Here is an 18,835-nt window from a genome sequence, read left to right on the forward strand (position 1 = left end):
CGAGTTAACCGAAAGCCTCAGTTAGGCTGCAAGCAATTGTGCAATTTAATCAGTATAACGGCAATTAGTCGTTGGCCACTTGAATCTGGGGCTTCCGGATTTCCGGAATCAGCCACCAGACCAGCGCCAGGTTGATGAGCATCAACAGCGCGGTGGAAATGAAGACGGCGTTGTAGTTGAAGACGCCGGCGATCCAACCACCTAGCAGTGAGCCTAACATGTTGCCGATTGACTGGAAGGATTGGTTCCAGCTGAAGACGGTCGAGGTGAGCTCAACCGGTGAGTTCTTGGTCAGAAGCGTCTGAATTTCGGGGAAAAGGGCCCCATCGGAAATTCCGATCATGAACCGTAAAATCCCGAGCATCCACACGCTGGTGACAAAGCCTTGCGGTAGATACATGACGGTGGCAAAGATGTAGCCAAAGAGCAGAACCTTTCCCGAGCCGTGGTGGTCACCGTAACGCCCTAACCGCGGGGCAGCAATGATGTTGGACACTCCGGGTAGCGCGGCGATGATTCCGGCGACCACGGTAATCGGCCCGACGTTGTGCATGAGTTCCTTGACGTACAGACTGATGATGGGTGAGATGGAGATGTTCCCAAATTGGACAATCAACGTGGAGCATAGGAGAACCAGAATCAATTTAGGATTAGGAAAGGCAGCCAATGGGTTGTGACTGCGCTTGGCATTGGGTTGGTGCACCACCGGCTTGAACTGTTCTTCGACAAAGATCCAACTGAGGAAGAATGTCAGCAGTAGGAGCCCCGCCGTGATGAAGAAGGTAAAACGAATCGTGAAGAGCTGCGCCAGCACCCCACCGATAACCGGCCCTAGCAACATGCCGCTGGTCACACCGGTCATCAGGGTACTGAGCGACGCGCCGGAATGTTTCCGTGGCGTTTGCGAGGCGACCAGGGCCTGGGCGTTAGAGATGAAGCCCGCGAAGACCCCTTGCAGGGCCCGCAACGCAACTAACTGCCAGACGCTGGTGGCAAAGCCCATGAGGCCCATTGCCACGGCCATTCCGAGCGAAGACCGTAGCAACATGAGCTTACGGCCCTTACGATCGGCCACCATGCCCCAGAGAGGCGAGGCGATGGCACTGACGAAGAAATCCGCTGCGTAGACGAGCCCACTATACATGGTGACCTGTGATTTGGTGTAGTCACCTAAACTACTAATATATAACGATAAAAACGGCATGATTTCACTAAAGGCCATGCCGGCAACGAACGTACAGAACCAGAGAACACGGAGATTACGACGCCACGGTCCCCGTTCTCTTTCGGCTTCGTCCAAAACGAGTCAACTCCTTAGGGTCTAGATTGATTGGTGAGATTACCCCGGGTAACGCAAACCAATCGACATTAAATTCTTGACAACAACCCCACTAAGATACCCTCATAACGGCGAAAGGTCAACATAGACGACTTATTTGTATGCGCTCGCAATGGTTTAACGCCGTCTTTTACCGCGCGTCAAAAATATTTCTCGTGGATCGTCAAGCCTCGGCGGGGGGAACCGGGGGGCGTTGTATCACCGGAAAAAGTCCGGAGATACGAAAGGCTCGAGCGCTGGTCTCGAGCCTCAGTCTTCTATTCTACAGGGAAAAGTTCGCCTTCCGCGATGCGTTCTAGCATCAAGCGAGAGGGGATGAAAAAGACGTTACCGGTGATTGGCGTGCTGAAGTCGAGAAGACGATCACTCTTCGTGAACATATTCTCCAGCATTCGCTGGGTTACGGTGAAGTGGCGGGCATAGCCAATGAAGTAGGTGCCTGCGATGCCTTCGCCCGGATTGCCGTAGGGTACGTTCATGCGCACAATCTTATGTTCGATGCCATTGTCGTTGTCCTGGGAGGCTAGGTTGTGGGCGTTGGGAAGTTTCTCCTCATCGTCGAGCTCGCGGTCGGTGAATTTATGCCGGCCAATCGCTTGTTCCTGACCCTCGGTCTTCAGCGCGTTCCAAGCGTCCATGTTGTGTGTGTATTTCTGCGCAAAGGCGTACGAGCCATTCACGAACTCGGGGTCTTCGTCGCCAATCAAGGCGTATTGCGTGGCATCGTGGCCGTCGGGATTCTCGGTGCCGTCGACAAAGCCGATGATGGCACGGCCTTCGAAGTAGCGGAAGCCCTGCGTTTCATCGACCACCGTGGTCCAGTCACGGAGAAATTCGCGTGCCTGGTCCATGACCTCGTAGACCACGGCCCGCTCCTTGGCGCGCACGTGCATGAACAGGTCGCCGGGCGTGGCCGGTGCGGTATAGCGCGGTCCCTTGATGGGCGTGAAGTCCACGAGTTCCTTGGGTTGACTGGCGGTCGGAAATAGTAAGCGCCAGGCCGTGGCCCCAAAGCCAAAGGCCACCTTGAGATTAGCGTCGGGGTAGCGAATGACCATGCTTCGTTCGATGGCGGCCAAGCGGTCTGCGAATTCAGCTAAGGCGCGGCGGTCTTTGGCGATGTCGGTACGATCAATCAGGTAAGTTGTGAATTGAATATTATCACCGGCATCGCGGTAAACATCTTGAGCAGCATCAGGATTCATCATCGTCATGGTAGGTTCCTCCTCATGAATTAGTGGGGACATCATTAAATCTAGTATAGCAAGCGGATCGCAAAATTTTAGCGGTGGTGCTTGTGAATGCTAAAAAAGTTATTTGGCTTACAAAACAAGACGGGAAGGGGGTGTGTTCTAGGGATGAGACAAGCGCTTGGACAGGGGTCCAAGCGCTTGTCGATTCAAATGCTAGTTCGTGGAATCATCGTTCCGCGCTTAGCAATTAAGCTTTTTGAAAATCCTTCACGCCGGTAACCAGACGCTCCAAGCCGTCTTGAAGGCGTTCGGCGGGGCAGGCCACGTTGATTCGAACGAAGTCGTGACCATCGCCGCCGTAAACGGAACCGGCCGTGATGAAGAGTCCAGTCATTTGCCGGATAAAATCGCACAGTGCCGTCGTATCGGTGGTTACGGCCGTGCAGTCAATCCACACGAGGTAGGTGGCGTGACCAGTAATGACGTGGAGTTGCGGGAGCTTCTTCTCAATTAACGTCGTCAGTGCCTGCTTGTTCGCGGTAATCTGGGCGTTTAACTCGTGAACCCACTCTGCGCCGGTCGTATAGGCGGCGATACTGCCGTCGATGGCGAAGGCGTTGGGTTCAGCTAACTCATCGGTGTTGATACCGCGGTCGACGATATTACGGAGATTCTCGTTTGGCACGATCAGTGTGGCCGCGTGGAGAGCCGCCACGTTAAAGGTCTTGCTGGGGGACACCGCCGTAATACTATTGTTAGCGCAAATATCGCCCGCCGAAGCGAATGGCGTGTAGCCGTAGCCCGTTTCGGTGATGTCGCCGTGAATCTCATCAGCAAAGACGACCACGTGATTATCGGCCGCCAGCTCGCCGATGTGGCGCAATTCTTCAGCCGTCCAGATCTTGCCGACGGGGTTGTGAGGGTTACAGAGAATCATCATGGTCGTCAGCGGGTCCGCCATCTTGGCGCTCAGATCGTCCCAATCAATGGTGTATTGACCATCGTGGTACTGCAGATCGCTAGAGAGGACGTGCCGCCCGTTGTTAACGATCGAGTTGTAGAAGATGTTGTAGACCGGGGCCTGAACCAAGACGTTATCGCCGATATGACTAACCCGGCGAACGGCCGAGGAAATGGCGGGAACCACGCCGGTCACGAAGCGCATCCAATCGGTGTTGGGCGCCCAGTCGTGTTCCGTGGCATACCAGTGTTGGACGGCCTCAAAGTAGGTCTGCGGCACTTCTTCATAACCGAAGATCCCCGTGTCGGCCTTGCGTTTGATCGCGTCGACAATCCCTGGTGCGGTGCGGAAGTCCATGTCCGCCACCCACATTGGCAATTCGTTGGCCGCGACGTCCCATTTTACGGAATTAGTATGCCGCCGATTAATCATTTCTGAAAAGTTATAACCCATTATGCGGAAGCCTCCTGAGTAGTCGTGATGATCGTCTGGTGTGCATCAATAGCGGGATCGTCAAAGATAACCTTGCCGATCGCCGGTGCTGTAATTCTACCATTAATTGGGTTCTTCACGCTATCAATGGCCGTGTTGATGGTGGCGTCGATATCGGAACAATACTCGAAAGACAGGTCGGTATTGATTAGAGAACAGTTCTTCATGGTCAAGTGGTCGACGTAACAGAGTCCCTGATCGCTTTCCAACCAACAGTTGACGAAGGTGATGTTCTTGGTGTTCCAAGACAGGTATTCGCCGATGATGGTGGAGTCGTAGATCGTTACGTTGTCGCAATTCCAAAAGGCATCGTGGGTGATAAACGTGGAATTGTGGACTTCCACGTTTTTACTGCCATCGAAGGCGTAGTTGCCGTTGACCTTCAGGTTGTTGGCGACCACGTTTTCACTGTTCATCCCGAAGTAATCGCCGGTGGCCGTCACGTTGTCTAGCGTGATATCTTTGCACCACCACAGCGTTTCCCCCGCGTTAGCGAAGGTGACATCGTCCAAGTGAATATCTTGGGCGTGACGGAACGTCTTGGTGGCTCGGACCATGCTGTGGGTCATGGTCAGGTCGCGGGTGTACCAGATGCCGGCATGGGCGTCGGGTTGCCAGGTAGTGTGATCGACCGTGGCGTGGTTGGTGTACCACAGTGGGTATTTCCACTTGAAGATGGTGTGATCGATGGCGACGTTGCGACTGTGTTTTAACGGAGATTCTCCGTCGACGAACGTACTATTTGTAATGTGGAGGTCGTGGCCTTGAAACAGGGCCCGTTCTCCGGTTAAGGTTTGTTGGTTAATTTCTTTCAAGTTTTCGACTCCTTTGTTGCGCTTAGGTCAATGAAATAGGGCTAAATTTGCCTATGTTTCCATTCTAGTACCTTAGAGCTACTCGAAGGCAAGTCATTTGGTGGAAAATCTCAAATTCGCCGGCGATACCAGTAGAAACGGTCAATCAAGACGAGCCCCCCCAGCCAGATAGCACCGATGAGCAACCAGAACTTGTTGGGTGTTAGCGTCGGCCCGTAGCTGTGTTGGTCGACGAAGAACCGCAGATACTGGTGGGGATGCGTGGTCAGAGACTGTGGGAGTAAGGCATAATTGGCCGGTGCAGTCACCAATTTCTGTGGCTGTTGACTGGTAGCGGTGATGGTTAGGCGATAGTGGCCTGCCGGGAATAGGGGCAGTTGCTGATCCAAGGGAAGCCACTCACCGCGTGCTTGCCAGACACGCTTTCCCTGGTTATCCGTCAGAGTGAGTTGGCCCGTGAAGGCCTCACCGTTGTTAATCAACAGGTGGTCGAACGGTAACTTGGCGGTAAATGGTTGGGTGAGTGACTGGCGATTGGTTAACTTGAGTCGGTGATTTTGGTAGTAACGGCCTTCGTTTTGACTGATCACGCTGATCGGATGGTTCCGCGGCTGAGTCATTAACCCGTAGTTTTGCCAGGCGCCAAGGCTGAGCGCCAAGGTGAAGGCGACCGCAAGTCCAAGCGGCAACCAACGCGTGCGTTGCGACCACTGTAACAGGTTGAGTGGTTGGCGATAACCCGCGGCGGTGCCGGCAATCAGCAGAGGTAGCAGTGGTAAGGCGTAGCGCTCTTCTGTTTCCCAGAAGATGACGTGAAAACAGATCAAGCCAATGATAAAGACGCCCCCGAGGAGGTAGCCGGTGCTAAGCTTGCGCCGACGAATCTGTTGTAGCCCCCAACCGCAATTCACGACTAATAAGGCAAGGTAGCTGATCTGACACCAGTTGGCCAACAGCCAATCGGTGGTGTTACGGTGCTGCCGATACCAGGTTGGCGCGCGGTCAAAGGCTGGCGAAATCTGAAAGCTGTCAAAGGTTCCCGTAGCGAGAAAGAGGCGAGCCTTGCGATAGAGGTGGTGAATAACCCCCACGGGTCCCATTTGCTGTAGGTAGCGCTGGAAATTAGCCTTAGCTCGGCGTTCCTTGGCCGCGGCCGTGGGTTGCTTGATAATCTGCGTGGCGTCGGTGCGATTGTACTCGCCATAGTTCTCCGGATTCCAACTCATGGCAATCCAACTGATGGCAGGTAATGACCGATCGGATTGTGCTTGGTAACCGGCTACCCGTTCGCCGGCCCGAGTGGCCAGGACACCTCCTAGTAGGAGCGCGAGGATGGCCAACGTCACGCCACTACGCGTGATGAACGGATGCGTGGCGGCGTTGGGTAATAGCCATAAGATGAGGAGCACGGCGATAATTAGGACAATAAAGTTGGCCTTTAATAGGTAAGCGAAGGTTAAGACGAGACCGAGGCCTATAGCGCGGGGCACACGTCGCTGCCAACTGGTTGCGCGAAGCAGGCTACCGAGAAAGACCACCGCGAGTAGGCAGGCCGGGAGCACGTAGATGTCGGTGTAGGTGTTGAGCGCATAGGCGTATAGTGGGACCGTCCCGATAATCAGGGTCAAGAAGAGATGACCGCGGGCGGGGTTGCGTCGGCGAATGGTCCACCAAGCCGCCACTAAACCGACATCTAGCCAGACAAATTGAACGAGATTTAGCCAGACTCCCGTATGCGGCCCCATGAGTTGTTGGCCGATCTTCAGTAAGCCACTCAACAGCAGGGTGAAGCTGACGTTGTTAGGGTAGGTGTAGAAGTAGGCGGCCCAGTGGTGGCTACCACGAAGCAGATTAAGGGCCTGTTGGTGAACAAAGTACAGGTCGGCTCGCGGTGCGGCCACCCAGTGCAGGGCCACGTAGAGTTGGATGAGGAGTAGAAGTCCCCATAGGCCGCCGGTTAAAAGGCGGTGTTGCATGGTCGATAACCGGTGGAACCAGCGAAAGGCAAGGCCAATGCCGCCTAGATACACGCCAGCCCCTAAAATAATGACCAGTGGCGATAGCCAATCATGGTCGACACGAAAGGTAATCGGCGCCAGGCCGGCCAGCAGACCAGCTACAAGAAACGTTAAGCTAATAAGGCCACAGAGACCAATGGCCAACCGCTTTCGAATCGACATGAGTTGCCTCCTTACTTAATAGAGTGATGATCGAGATGAAATTCAGTGACCGGCGACTTCGTATCCGTAAAGGCTGGCGTGAAGGTATCGGTCTGAATGATGAAGCGTGGGCGATGCTTGGCCTCCGTGAAGGCGCGGCCCACATATTCGCCAATGGTGCTGATGGCCACAAGTTGAAAGCCCCCCAAAAACCAGAGTGACAGCATGATGGAACTCCATCCGGTGACGACCACGCCGCGGAAGTGCTGAATTAGAATCCAGAGTAACATGGCTAGCGCCCCGCCACAGATGACGATACCGGCGTAGAGTACGGCACGGATCGGTGCGATTGAAAAGGAAAACAGGCCATCAAGAGCGAAGCGAATCATTTTACGCAGAGGATATTTCGACGTGCCAGCCTTACGCGGCGCACGCTTATAGTACAGGCGCGTGCTGGGAAACCCCAATTGCGGGATGATCCCACGAATGAAAGGCCGGGACTCCCGGAATTGCATGAGCGCAGCGACTGCCCGGCGGCTCATCAGGCGAAAGTCAGAGTGGTTCGGGACGAGGTCGACGCCCATCTTCTTCATAAACCAGTAAAAACCTTCGGCGGTCGACCGCTTGAACCATGTATCGGTGGAGCGATCATTGCGGACGCCATAGACGATGTCGAATCCGGCCTGAGCCTGGTCGACCATCTTAAAGATTAACTGCGGATCGTCCTGAAGGTCGGCGTCAATGGTAATAATCAGATCGGCGTAGCGATGGGCGACCTGCATGCCAGCCATTAAAGCGGCTTCCTGACCGTAGTTTCGGCTGAATTTTAAGCCGGTGAAAAGTGAATCCTCGTGACGGAGCTGGGTGATCAGCCCCCAAGTCCGATCTTGGCTACCGTCATCGACGAATAGAATCTTACTATCTGCGGTAATCTGATGTTGCGTCATCAGGCGCGCCATAATCTTATGCAGGACGCGGGCGCTGGTTGGCAACATCGGTTCTTCGTTGTAACACGGCACCACCAGCGTCAGGCGTGGCGTGGATACTTTCTTCATCATTATCAATTCCCCCCAAAGAATGCTCAATGCTTCGTCTTAGATTATAAACCGTGAGTGGGGGAAGCAAGAAATTTGGCCCTCAACTTAAGCCACTTTTAAGTAACTTATCGCAGAGCTTAAGCAATTGACCAATTTAACTTAAAGTGGTCAAAAAAATTGGCTTAGGCCATGTTCTAAAACCTAAACCAATTACTGCTTATCAGTGACGGAAGTGCCGGTTACCCGTGAAAATCAACGCGACGCCGAGCTTATCGGCCATAGCGATTGAGTCCTTGTCACGAATGCTTCCACCGGGTTCCGCGATGACCTTAATGCCATGTTCAGCGGCATATGCGACGCAGTCATCCATGGGGAAGAATGCGTCGGACACCAGCACGGCTTGGCCAAAATTCGGCTTGTCGCTGGCCTTGGTGACCGCAATCTTCACGGCGTCGATCCGGTTCATTTGCCCGGGGCCAATTCCAAGCGTTTGATCCGGCGTGTTGACCACGATTGCATTGCTCTTGACGAACTTGATGGCTTTTAAGCCAAAGGTAATCGCGGCCAGTTGTTCAGTGGTTGGCTGTGCGGTGCTGACGGTATGAAAGTTTGCCGGATCATCACGGACGTTGTCGCGTTCCTGCCGGAGTAGCCCGCCACGAACGGAAATCAGTTCGTCGGCTTCGGGCGCCTGGGCGGTCGCAAAATCGACGGTCATCAGTCGGAGGTTCTTCTTCTTGGCGAGCACGTCGTAGGCGTCGTCGGCAAAAGCTGGTGCGATGATGATTTCTAAGAAGAGTTGGTGCATCTTGGTCGCAGTGGCCAGATCCACCGGTCGGTTCAAGACGATGATCCCCCCGAAGATCGACATGGAATCGGCGGCGTAGCATTTGTCCCAAGCGGCTTCCAGTGTCGCGGCCGACCCGATGCCACAGGGGTTCATGTGCTTGAGGGCGACAACAGTGGGATTGGAAAACTCACGAATCAGTCCCAGTGCGGCGTCGGCGTCTTTGATGTTATTGAAAGACAACGGCTTACCGTGGAGTTGCTTGGCCGCGGCGATAGAGAAAGTCACGGGCTGACAATCGGCATAGAAAGTGGCCGTTTGTTGCGGATTTTCACCGTAGCGCAGAGCCTGCTGCCGTTGATAGGTCAGGGTGAGCGTCTCGGGCTTGGCCTCGTCCGTCAAGTAGTTAGCAATCACAGCATCGTAATGGGCCGTGTGGTGGAAGACCTTGGCGGCTAAATGCTTGCGAAAACGTTGGTCATCGCTGCGATTCTCCAGAGCGAGGCTAACCTGATCGTAATCGGCGACATCGCACACGACCAGTACGTCGCGATAGTTCTTAGCGGCGGCGCGAATGAGTGAGGGACCACCGATATCGATCTGTTCCACGGCCTCGGCGAGCGTGACTTCCGGATCGCTGATGGTTTGGGCAAAGGGGTACAGATTCACACAAACCAAGTCGATCGGTGTAATCGCGTGTTCGGCTAGCGTTTTGACGTGTTGGGGATCTTCTCGGCGAGCCAGAATGCCACCAAAGACGCGGGGGTTGAGCGTCTTAACCCGGCCGTCGAGCATTTCGGGAAAGTGTGTGACGTCCTCGATGGGGGTCACAGCAATCCCGGCGGCGTTCAGGGCGGCTTGTGTGCCGCCGGTCGAGACGATTTCAAACTGATGGGCAATCAAGGTACGAGCGAATTCAACGATGCCGGTTTTATCGGAAACACTAAGCAATGCACGGCGCATGGGCGGAGACCTCCTAGGATTAAATAAAGTAGCTCTATCATACGTGATTTTATCTGAATATTCAACGGGAACAAAATATAATTATTCGTATATTTTGTCAGGCCAGTGTGAATCTTTATCAGGCTAAATAACTTATTTCTTAACGTGATGGGTCATGAAATGAATGGTGTGGTAAATTGGACATTGAGCTAAGGAAAAATGGATAAAATCCGAACAATTCTCAGATTTTTAGTATTTGTAAGCGACCGCATACTATCCGCCAACTTGTGAAACTCGCTACCCCTAAATTCGGTTGAGACTACCAATTTTTCGACTGAAAACAAGTGCTGACTATCGTTGATTTAGCAACGTTTCTGTAATAAATATAATTGTAAAACGGGGTAACGGAACTGCAATCCTTCTGTTACCGAATGCACATTTAACTCGGGTACTGTTAAAGAGGATTTGAAAACGAGGTGGTGAGTGACACAGAGTTAAGGGGAAGCGTTCGGGGATGCAAGACGCTTTTGTTAGGAGTAGGGCACACCAATTTTTAAGTAGGGAAGTGCCAAAGTTATGTCGAATACACATCGTTGGGTTAAACGGTTAACGCAGACCATCGCGGCCGCTAGTGCTTTGATTGGGCTGGCGTGGGGTGGTCAGACCGTGGCTCACGCTAGTACATTAGCCATTCCGGATATTTCCGAGTGGCAGGGTAAACTGACTGCTAGTCAGGTTTCAAACTTAAAGAGTCAGGTCTCGTTTGTGATTAATCGGCGGCAGTACGGGTCGTCGTATCAGGATTTATACGCGACCAATAACACCGCGCTGTACGTGAAGTATGGGATTCCGTTTGGTGAATACGATTACGCCCGCTTCACGAGTGTGGCGAGTGCCAAGCAGGAAGCCAAGGATTTCTATAATCGGTCCAATAAGAACGCGTCCTTCTACGCACTGGATTTTGAAGAAAACGACGTGACGTCTGGGACCACGAACGCCGCAGTCAAGGCCTGGTATGATGAAATGCGGTCGTTGACGGGGAAGAATCTCGTCTTCTACTCCTACCAATCCTTCGCCACGACCTATGCTAATACGGCGAGAACCAATTTTGATGCGCAGTGGATCGCCAACTATTCGTACACACCAACCATTTCGTACGCGTTGTGGCAGTACACCGACCATAATTACCTATCCGCACTGGATGAATATACGGATAATAGTAAAGCCGTGACTTCGGTTCACCCGATTAGCTGGTGGACGGACAGCGTATCGACGGCACTGGCAAGCGTCAACTACGCTTACAGTAGCTACAAGGTAGGACAGCATATTTACCTACATAATAATGCCTCCAAGTATGCCGATGGAACCAAGATTGCCACGTCCGATCGCCAGAAGTTCTATAAGATTTCCAAGGTGAAGAGCCTGACGCAGTCGCGGTCTAAGCAGGCCCTATACATCAGTGATCTGGGTAAGTGGGTGCTGTCGCAGGACGGTACGGGCTACTATGTTGGTCAGCACGGGTCCTACACGTTGAAGCACAAATTGAATTTATATTCAGATTCTGGTTTGACCAAGAAGACGGGGAGCTACTACGTTTCTGGTGATACGGTCGCCGGTAAACTAGTCAAGGCACCGAGTGGAAAATCCTATCGCGTGAAGACTAAGCTAGGTTACATGTCTGCCAACACGCAGTTTGTGATGCCAGCGTACTACGAATCCCTGAATTCGGCGAAGACCATTACCACCAAGAAAAAGATTTACCAGTACAAGAAGTCTTCATTCGTTAAGTCCAATCGATCAACTGCCGTCAAGAAGGGCACCAAGCTGAAGGTTACGGCCGTCAAGAAGCGTTCGACGGGGTCGCGGTACTTCGTCTTGAGTAACGGCAAGTACGTCACAGCCTTGAAGAGCTACGTCACGCGTTAAAAAAGGAGCTGAATAAACATGCAACGAAAAACAAAGATTATTACGGCGGTCACGGCGACGTTGGCGGTCCTAACGTTGGGATCCGGTACGGTACTGCAAATGCACGCTGCCAATAACGTCAGCGCGGTCAGTCAGACGGTCGCGCCGAGTTCGGTTAAATCAGATAGCGCCAAGCTGACGGCCGATAGCACCAGCGGCACCAAGCAGAACTATACGGTCAAGTACGCCGATAAACAGACGGCCGATCAGTCGGCCACGCTGCAGAAAAAAACGTACGGGTCTAGCACCAGTGCCGAGAAGCAGGTGGACTACGTTGGGCCTAATACGCGTGGGACGACGGTCAAATTGAATAAGTCAACGACGGCCGTTGTTCAGGGCGTCATGGGTCACACCTACGTTCACTGGAATCAAGGCGACTGGTCGGTGACGGCCGTTACCAGCAATGCCGACGAAGCAGGAACTCCGACCCAATTTGCCAAGCAAGTTAACCAGCAAGTGAAGTCGTCCAGCCTGCCGAAGAGCTCGACTGGGGCCATCACGGTTTACAGCGGCACGCAGAACGAGGAAGCCAATGAGGTCACGTGGCAACAGGGCAGGCAGCTCTACACCGTCAACGGCAAGACCGCTGACAGCACGGTCAAGCTGGCCCAGGACGCAGATTGACGCCTAGGGCAGGCAAGAAAATGTAGCTGTCCGCCTTGCCGCTCACCAAATTTGGGCTGGAATGCTGGGAAGCCATGTTTTCGGTTTCCCAGCGAGAGAAAAGACCGCTTCTTCAGGCTTTTCTCGTCTCCCACGGCAGGTGGAATCCCTGGCAACCGCAAGCGAATGACCAGGCGATCAGCCGATACCAAACTGCAAACTACCAATTTTGATGGCATCACCAAAAGGATGTTCTGTCCGGTCACGACCGGGGAACATCCTTTTTCGTAGAACTTTAGCCAGAACTTCGAGCTTCCAGACTAGTCAACGGCGCCTTTCCGCCGTACACTAGGAGAGAAGCCAAATCAGGGAGGGGTCGGATTGAAAAATTTGCGTCAGCCGGAGTCAGGTTTTTCCTGGTTCTATCAGCGATTTTTGAATAATCATATTACGATTCTGCTATTAAATATCTTTCTGTTACTGTTAGTGATTAACGAAATTGTCCAGAATGCGGGGTTACTCGATCCGATCTGGAAATTCGCCAGCATTACCATGCCAGCCATTGTGGTAGCGGGGATTCTGTTTTACGTGCTTGATCCTTTCGTTCATTTGATGGAGCGGCGGTTACATATGCGTCAGGGGCTGGCGATTTCAGTGGCCATGTTGATTGCGGTTGGGGTGATTGTGCTGATCTTCTTGAACTTGATTCCCTTCCTCACCAAGCAGGCCACGGGGGCAATCAGTACGCTGCCACAATTTGCCAACGACATGCTGGCGAAGCTGAATCATTTGAATCAGGAACACCACTGGATTTCGAACAAAAATCTTGCTGACGTGAACCAGCGCGTTAGCACGTACTTCTCCAAGCGTGGCCTGAACTTGTTGACGGGAACGTTGACGTCGCTGGGAAACGTGGTTACGACGGTCAGTGACTGGGTAATCACCATCATTACCGCGCCGCTGGTGTTGTTCTTCATGCTCAAGGACGGTACGCGTTTTCCCCACTACGTCAGCCAAGTCGTGCCCACGGCTTATCGGGAACGGTTCATTGTGATGCTGGATCAGATGAACGTAAAGGTTAGTTCCTACGTGCGGGGGCAACTGACGGTGGCGTTGTGCGTGTTGATTATCTTTACCACCGGTTACTCGATTATTGGCCTCCGCTATGCCCTGTTGATTGGACTGTTGGCGGGGCCGTTGAACCTGATTCCGTACTTCGGGTCGGCGATTGCGTTGATTCCAGCCTTGATTATCGGGGCCATTACGAGCCCGTCGATGTTGTTGGGGGTCGTGATCGTTTACCTGATTGAATGGGTCTTGGAGACGCAGGTGTTGTCGCCACTCATCATGGGCAACAGCCTAGCCATGCATCCGATTACCATCGTCTTTGTCCTGCTGGCGGCGGGCAAGATGTTTGGCCTGGTGGGCGTGATCTTCGGGGTCCCCGGCTTTGCGGTGCTCAAGGTCCTGGTCACCACGGCGTTTGAGTGGTACCAAGAGTATTCGGCACTCTATCCCGATGTTTTTCCGCCCGAGGATAAATTGGGAGAGTCTTAACGGTTTATTAACGGCGTAACGAACAACTAAATAGCTTGAAAACGGTGTTGTCCTGCGGGATAACGCCGTTTTTTGTCGGGTACAGTGTGGCCGGTTAGCCGGCACTTTAGGTTTTCGATAAGTCCGATTTGGCATAATCGAGAGCATGTTAGAAATGGAGGCGACTCGAATGAATTTTTTCAAACGGGCCTGGTTAAACGTGTGGGCGAAGAAGGGCCGGTCAGTCTTACTGATCCTGGTCTCGTCCGCCATTCTTATGTTTGTTTTAGCCGGTCTACTGATTAGGAGTGCGGCAGTCAAGGCAACGGAGACGGCCAAACAGGAAGCAGGAGCTACGATGACGCTGTCGGCGAACCGGCAGTCCGCATTTAAGAAGATGCAGAGCAAGCGTTCTAGTAGTACCTCGAAGTCTAGCCGACCCAAGTTGACGTTGACACCGGTCAAGCTGAGCGATGCGCAAAAGATTGCCAAACTCAGTAACATTAAGAGTTACAACGTGACCAGCAGCACCACGGCCAATGCCAAGTCCTACGATACGGTCTCGACCAGTACGGGGATGGGCGGCAACGGTGGTGGCCCAGGTGGCATGAAGGCGGGAAGTAGTTCGTCGGGTGATACCCAGATCAATGGGGTCACGGCGACGTCACTGACTACGGCCTTCGCCAATAACCAGAGTAAGATTACCAAGGGTCGTGGCATTAAGGCGTTCGATAAAGGGACCAACAATGTGGTGATCGAAAAGGAATTGGCCAGCCAAAATGACTTGACGGTCGGCGATACCATGACGGTCAAGGAGACGACCGGCTCCAAGAGTACCCTCAAGGTTAAGATTGTGGGGATTTACAAGGCCAGCTCCACCAGTTCGGCGAGTGCCGGGCCAATGAGTACGGACCCGTCCAACACGATTTATGCCTCGTACACGCTGGCCAACACGATTAAGGGTAGCAAGTATGCCGGTACCGCGGATTCAGTGACGTTTAACGTCAACAATCCCGCCAAGGTCAGTGCAACGAAAAAGGCCGGTAACCAGCTGATTAGCAGTAAGTATTCACTGAGCACGGACGATTCGACTTACCAATCCGTGAAGTCTTCGATGGATAACGTGGCCAGTTTTGCCAATAAGATCGTTTGGTTGGTGGCGATTGCCGGTACGATAATTCTGGCGTTAATCGTTATCCTGATGATTCGGGAGCGCCGCTTTGAGATTGGCATCTTGCTATCCTTAGGCGAGGCTCGCTGGAAGATTGTCGCCCAGTTCTTTACGGAAATGCTGATGGTGATCGTGATTGCCCTAGCCATTGCGGGCGTTGGCGGAAAATTTGTTGGCAATCAGCTGGGGTCCCAGTTGGTCGCGCAAAGTACAACGACCACGCAAACGACCAGTAGTACCTCGGGCCAGCCCGGTGGCGGCCAACCCGGCGGTGGCATGCGCGGTGGTGCTGGTGGTCCGGGTAACGCGACGACGCAGACAACCGCAACCAAGCAGGCCGAGCTGGACGTTAATGTGAGTGCCGTTGATTTGGCGGAACTCGGCGGCTTCGGCTTAGCTATTACGTTCCTGTCGATCATGATTGCTTCCGGTGGAATCCTGCGACTGGAGCCGAAGAAAGTGCTGATATCATAAGGAGGAACGCGTATGTTACGAACCGAAGATCTGGGGTATTGGTATCAAGATAAAGCCCAACCCCTCTTTCAAAAAGTGAATCTCGAATTCGAGGAAGGCCAGTCCTACGCCATTCTCGGCCATAGTGGAACCGGGAAGACGACCTTTCTGTCCCTGATTGCCGGGCTAGATAAGCCGCGGGAAGGGGAAATCTTACTGAATGACCGGGCCCTCAGCAAAATTGGTCTCACCAACTTTCGCCGACATGACGTGGCGATTGTCTTTCAGGCCTACAATCTCTTCACCTACATGTCACCGCTGGATAACTTGTTGACGGCGATGGCCATCACGGGCGCGCGGCATGCCGGCGATAAAGGCTATGCTCAGCGGATATTAAACGACCTGGGAATTGGCGATGATCTCATCACGCGAAACGTCCAGCACCTCTCCGGGGGCCAGCAACAACGGGTCGCGATTGCCCGAACCATGTGTTGCGATGCCCAGCTGGTTGTGGCCGATGAGCCCACGGGGAACCTGGATGAGGACAACACGCGTGCCGTCATCGAACAATTCCAGCGGATTGCTCATGAGCAGAAGAAGTGCGTGATTATCGTGACACACGAACCAGACGTGGCGGCGAAGTGTGATCATCAGTATCGCTTGGAGAATAAGCAGTTTGTGCAGTTGGTGTAGCCTTGTGTACGAAAAAGTGGTGGCCGTTGGTGGTCACCACTTTTGGTTTTTGCCAAGCTCTTTTCGTGTTGAAAAGTTAAAGTTCTTTCGCTAAGAGAAAATCCGTCTGGTGGTCTGCGCCTAAATCAAAGGTATGTTCACCATAGCGGTGGTAGCCCATGAAACGGTAAAAGGCACGGGCATTGTCGTTATGTTCCCAGACACCAAGGATGATCTGAGGCAGCTGGTGATTGTGCGCTTCTTGTTCGGCAAATTCCAGGAATTTTCGACCGAGTCCTTGATGTTGGAACGCTTGTCGCACGTAGACACGCTGAATTTCTAAGTCGGCGTCATGGTAGAGTAGCTTTCCGTAACCGGCGAGTTGGCCATCCTGTTCAATGAAGAAGAACCGGGCAGTTGAATCGGCGAGTTCGCGGCGAAGCTGTTCGGCACTCAGGTCGTGTTCCAGATAAGCGGCCAATTTTTCCGGCGTATTGTCGGCACCGAACGTGGCGGTAAAGGTTTCCACACTGATATCGTGAAGCGTGGAGAGATCGGTCAGTGTGACCGGGGTAATGGTAGTTGTCATAGATGAAGTCCTTTCAGTAGTCGCGGTGATGGCCACATTTAACGTTGATCCAGTCGGTGTTGATGTTGCCTTCGACGCGTTTTAAGTAGCTGGCAAGCTGATCGCGCTCTTCGGGTGTAAATCCCTGTAGGGCGACCTCGTTGGAGTAGGCGTTCTCCCGCTTAATGGTCGGGTAGAGCGCCTCACCCTTGGCCGTGAGAAAAATTTGTTTTTGTTTCTTGTCGGTGGGACTGGGGCGGCGTTCCAAGATCCCGTTTTTTTCCAGTTTTTGGATGGCGCGAGCCGCCGTGGTTTTGTCGACCTTTACGATAGCCGCCAACCGTTCTAGGATAATGCCGGGGGTTTCGGCCACCCGGACCAAATAAAGGTACTGGCCGCGGTTGAGCTCGAGCGCCTTGAATTCGATGTTACTAATGCCGTCGAGCGCCCGAGCCACCGCGCCGATGGATCGGAGAATTTCTGCCAAATGATCGCCTCATTTCTTAATACTCGGTAGTATAAAACTTTTTAGTTGCAATTGCAACTAAAATAAGTCGCTGTTCCAGTCGCTGGAGAAATTTCCTGTTACACTTAATGATGAATGAATTCAAAAATAAAAGAGGTCTTTGTGATGACAGTGTTCAGTGCTTATTCTGACAGTGATATCTTGACTTATCTGAAAGCCCAAGTCGCGGATGGAACGGTGGCGACGGACGAGGCGACGCTCCGGAAGCAGTCGTTCAACCCCAACGCCACGGGTGGTGAAACCGGATTGGCCCGGGCGTTTGTTTCGGTGGCTAGTGTGGCCGATATCCAAGGCGTGTTGCGGACGGCACGGAAATTCCATATTGCGGTGATTCCGCAGACGACCTTCAGTAGTACGGTGATTGGGTCCGATGGGATTACCGGCGCCATCATCTTGTCTACGCGTAAGATGAACCAGATTCTGGAAATCAGCAAGGAAGATTCCGTCGCGGTGGTTCAACCGGGCGTGGTGAACGGTGATTTGGACAAGGAAGCGCGGAAACAAGGCTTGTTCTACGCGCCAGATCCTGGGTCCAAGCCGTTTTCGTCCATCGGGGGCAACGTCTCAACCAATGCCGGGGGGATGAGCACCGTACGCTACGGGGCCACGAAGGATAACGTGCTGGGTCTCAAGGCCGTCTTGGCGGACGGCCGCACGGTCAAGCTCGGTGGACGCACGTTGAAACAGGCCTTTGGCTACGACCTGACCCAATTGTTCGTCGGTTCTGAAGGCACTTTGGGCATCATCTATGAAGTGACGGTCAAATTAATGCCGATTCCGTTGGGTCAGTCTGTCATGGGCGTGGCGTTCTTCGAGAACATGACGGCCTTGGCCCAAGGGGTTACGGCGATCCGGATGTCCGGCGTCTACCCGACGATGTTGGAGGCTCTGGACGGCAACACCGTGATTGCACTGGATAAGTACGAGAAGACCCACTACGCCGAGAACAGCGGTGCCATGCTGATCTTTCGGCTCGAAGGCGGCAGTCCGGAGAACGTTCAGGTCGTGCGCGACCTTTTGGCCAAGTATCACGGGCAGAACGTTACGGTCACCACGGATGAAACGGAACAGGCCAACTTGGAACAGCTTCGCCGCGACATGTTGCCAGCGGTCTTTGCCGGGCGCAATCACCTGATGGAAGACATGGCGATGCCGCTGTCCAAGTTAGCACCGATGATGGACTATCTCCAAGACTTGGGGCATAAGCTGGGAATCACTATCTATACGGCGGGACATGCCGGCGATGGCAACGTTCACCCGACCTTCGTGTGGGATAAGGACGTCGACGAGGTGCCCGAGGTCATCATCGAAGCGCTCCGACAGACCTTCTGGAAGACATTGGAACTCGGGGGCACAATCTCCGGGGAACACGCCGTGGGGATGCTGAAAAATCAGTGGAACAATCCCGAATTGGGTGAAACGGTTGATCAACTTCAGCATCAGATTAAGACGCTGTTTGATCCCATGAATCTCTTGAATCCTAAGCGAAAGATTGACTAAATAAATGATGATGTGTGGTCCCTTAACCGGGTGAGACAGCCGGTTAAGGGGCTTTTGTTAAAATAGGCATAAAACTTGCAAAAGCGCCCGACAAACCGGATAATAATTGTTACAAT

The 18,835-nt window shown here is 53.1% G+C and carries 15 protein-coding genes; 6 read left to right on the top strand and 9 right to left on the bottom strand.

Annotated elements, in window-relative coordinates:
- Nucleotides 1-64: 64 nt before the first annotated feature.
- From KB236_11040 to purH, 7 genes are all read right to left on the bottom strand, one after another.
- Nucleotides 65-1,300, bottom strand: a complete 1,236-nt coding sequence (locus tag KB236_11040; GenBank protein ID UIF29037.1) for an MFS transporter — start codon at nucleotides 1,298-1,300, stop codon at nucleotides 65-67.
- A gap of 296 nt (nucleotides 1,301-1,596) precedes the next feature.
- Nucleotides 1,597-2,553 (bottom strand): Dyp-type peroxidase, encoded by a 957-nt coding sequence (locus KB236_11045; GenBank protein ID UIF29038.1) that lies wholly within the window; start codon nucleotides 2,551-2,553, stop codon nucleotides 1,597-1,599.
- Nucleotides 2,554-2,779: 226 nt separating this feature from the next.
- Nucleotides 2,780-3,946 carry a pyridoxal phosphate-dependent aminotransferase gene (locus KB236_11050; GenBank protein UIF29039.1) on the bottom strand — a complete coding sequence of 389 codons (1,167 nt, stop codon included), beginning with the start codon at nucleotides 3,944-3,946 and terminating at the stop codon, nucleotides 2,780-2,782.
- Nucleotides 3,946-4,800, bottom strand: a complete 855-nt coding sequence (locus tag KB236_11055) for a DUF3737 family protein (GenBank protein ID UIF29040.1) — start codon at nucleotides 4,798-4,800, stop codon at nucleotides 3,946-3,948. Before KB236_11055 ends, KB236_11050 begins: the two co-directional genes overlap by 1 nt.
- A 110-nt stretch (nucleotides 4,801-4,910) precedes the next feature.
- Nucleotides 4,911-6,980: a glycosyltransferase family 39 protein gene (locus KB236_11060; GenBank protein UIF29041.1), complete on the bottom strand. Its 2,070-nt coding sequence runs from the start codon at nucleotides 6,978-6,980 to the stop codon at nucleotides 4,911-4,913.
- Nucleotides 6,981-6,991: 11 nt separating this feature from the next.
- A complete protein-coding gene (locus KB236_11065; GenBank protein ID UIF30364.1) occupies nucleotides 6,992-8,014 on the bottom strand; it encodes a glycosyltransferase family 2 protein in 1,023 nt (340 codons plus the stop codon).
- Nucleotides 8,015-8,216: 202 nt separating this feature from the next.
- The gene (gene purH, locus KB236_11070) at nucleotides 8,217-9,746 is read right to left on the bottom strand and encodes a bifunctional phosphoribosylaminoimidazolecarboxamide formyltransferase/IMP cyclohydrolase (protein UIF29042.1); all 1,530 of its coding nucleotides are present in this window, start codon (nucleotides 9,744-9,746) and stop codon (nucleotides 8,217-8,219) included.
- 555 nt (nucleotides 9,747-10,301) lie between these two features.
- Here purH and KB236_11075 point away from each other — a divergent pair.
- The 5 genes from KB236_11075 (at nucleotide 10,302) to KB236_11095 (ending at nucleotide 16,146) form a co-directional block, all read left to right on the top strand.
- Nucleotides 10,302-11,651 carry a glycosyl hydrolase family 25 gene (locus KB236_11075; GenBank protein UIF29043.1) on the top strand — a complete coding sequence of 450 codons (1,350 nt, stop codon included), beginning with the start codon at nucleotides 10,302-10,304 and terminating at the stop codon, nucleotides 11,649-11,651.
- An 18-nt stretch (nucleotides 11,652-11,669) separates the two neighbouring features.
- On the top strand, nucleotides 11,670-12,314 hold the full coding sequence (locus KB236_11080) for a hypothetical protein (protein ID UIF29044.1): 645 nt from the start codon (nucleotides 11,670-11,672) through the stop codon (nucleotides 12,312-12,314).
- Nucleotides 12,315-12,674: 360 nt separating this feature from the next.
- On the top strand, nucleotides 12,675-13,850 hold the full coding sequence (locus tag KB236_11085) for an AI-2E family transporter (GenBank protein UIF29045.1): 1,176 nt from the start codon (nucleotides 12,675-12,677) through the stop codon (nucleotides 13,848-13,850).
- Nucleotides 13,851-14,019: 169 nt separating this feature from the next.
- A complete protein-coding gene (locus KB236_11090) occupies nucleotides 14,020-15,474 on the top strand; it encodes an ABC transporter permease (GenBank protein UIF29046.1) in 1,455 nt (484 codons plus the stop codon).
- 12 nt (nucleotides 15,475-15,486) lie between these two features.
- Nucleotides 15,487-16,146, top strand: a complete 660-nt coding sequence (locus KB236_11095) for an ABC transporter ATP-binding protein (protein ID UIF29047.1) — start codon at nucleotides 15,487-15,489, stop codon at nucleotides 16,144-16,146.
- Nucleotides 16,147-16,222: 76 nt separating this feature from the next.
- Here the strand turns inward: KB236_11095 and KB236_11100 are convergent, their stop codons facing one another.
- Nucleotides 16,223-16,714 (bottom strand): GNAT family N-acetyltransferase, encoded by a 492-nt coding sequence (locus KB236_11100; protein ID UIF29048.1) that lies wholly within the window; start codon nucleotides 16,712-16,714, stop codon nucleotides 16,223-16,225.
- Nucleotides 16,715-16,727: 13 nt separating this feature from the next.
- Complete coding sequence (locus KB236_11105) at nucleotides 16,728-17,180, bottom strand: MarR family transcriptional regulator (GenBank protein ID UIF29049.1); 453 nt, start codon at nucleotides 17,178-17,180, stop codon at nucleotides 16,728-16,730.
- Nucleotides 17,181-17,324: 144 nt separating this feature from the next.
- Here KB236_11105 and KB236_11110 point away from each other — a divergent pair, with 144 nt between their 5' ends.
- Complete coding sequence (locus KB236_11110) at nucleotides 17,325-18,719, top strand: FAD-binding protein (GenBank protein ID UIF29050.1); 1,395 nt, start codon at nucleotides 17,325-17,327, stop codon at nucleotides 18,717-18,719.
- Nucleotides 18,720-18,835 lie beyond the last annotated feature (116 nt).

It is taken from the genome of Levilactobacillus brevis, from assembly GCA_021383565.1.
GTDB classification, from domain to species: domain Bacteria; phylum Bacillota; class Bacilli; order Lactobacillales; family Lactobacillaceae; genus Levilactobacillus; species Levilactobacillus brevis_B.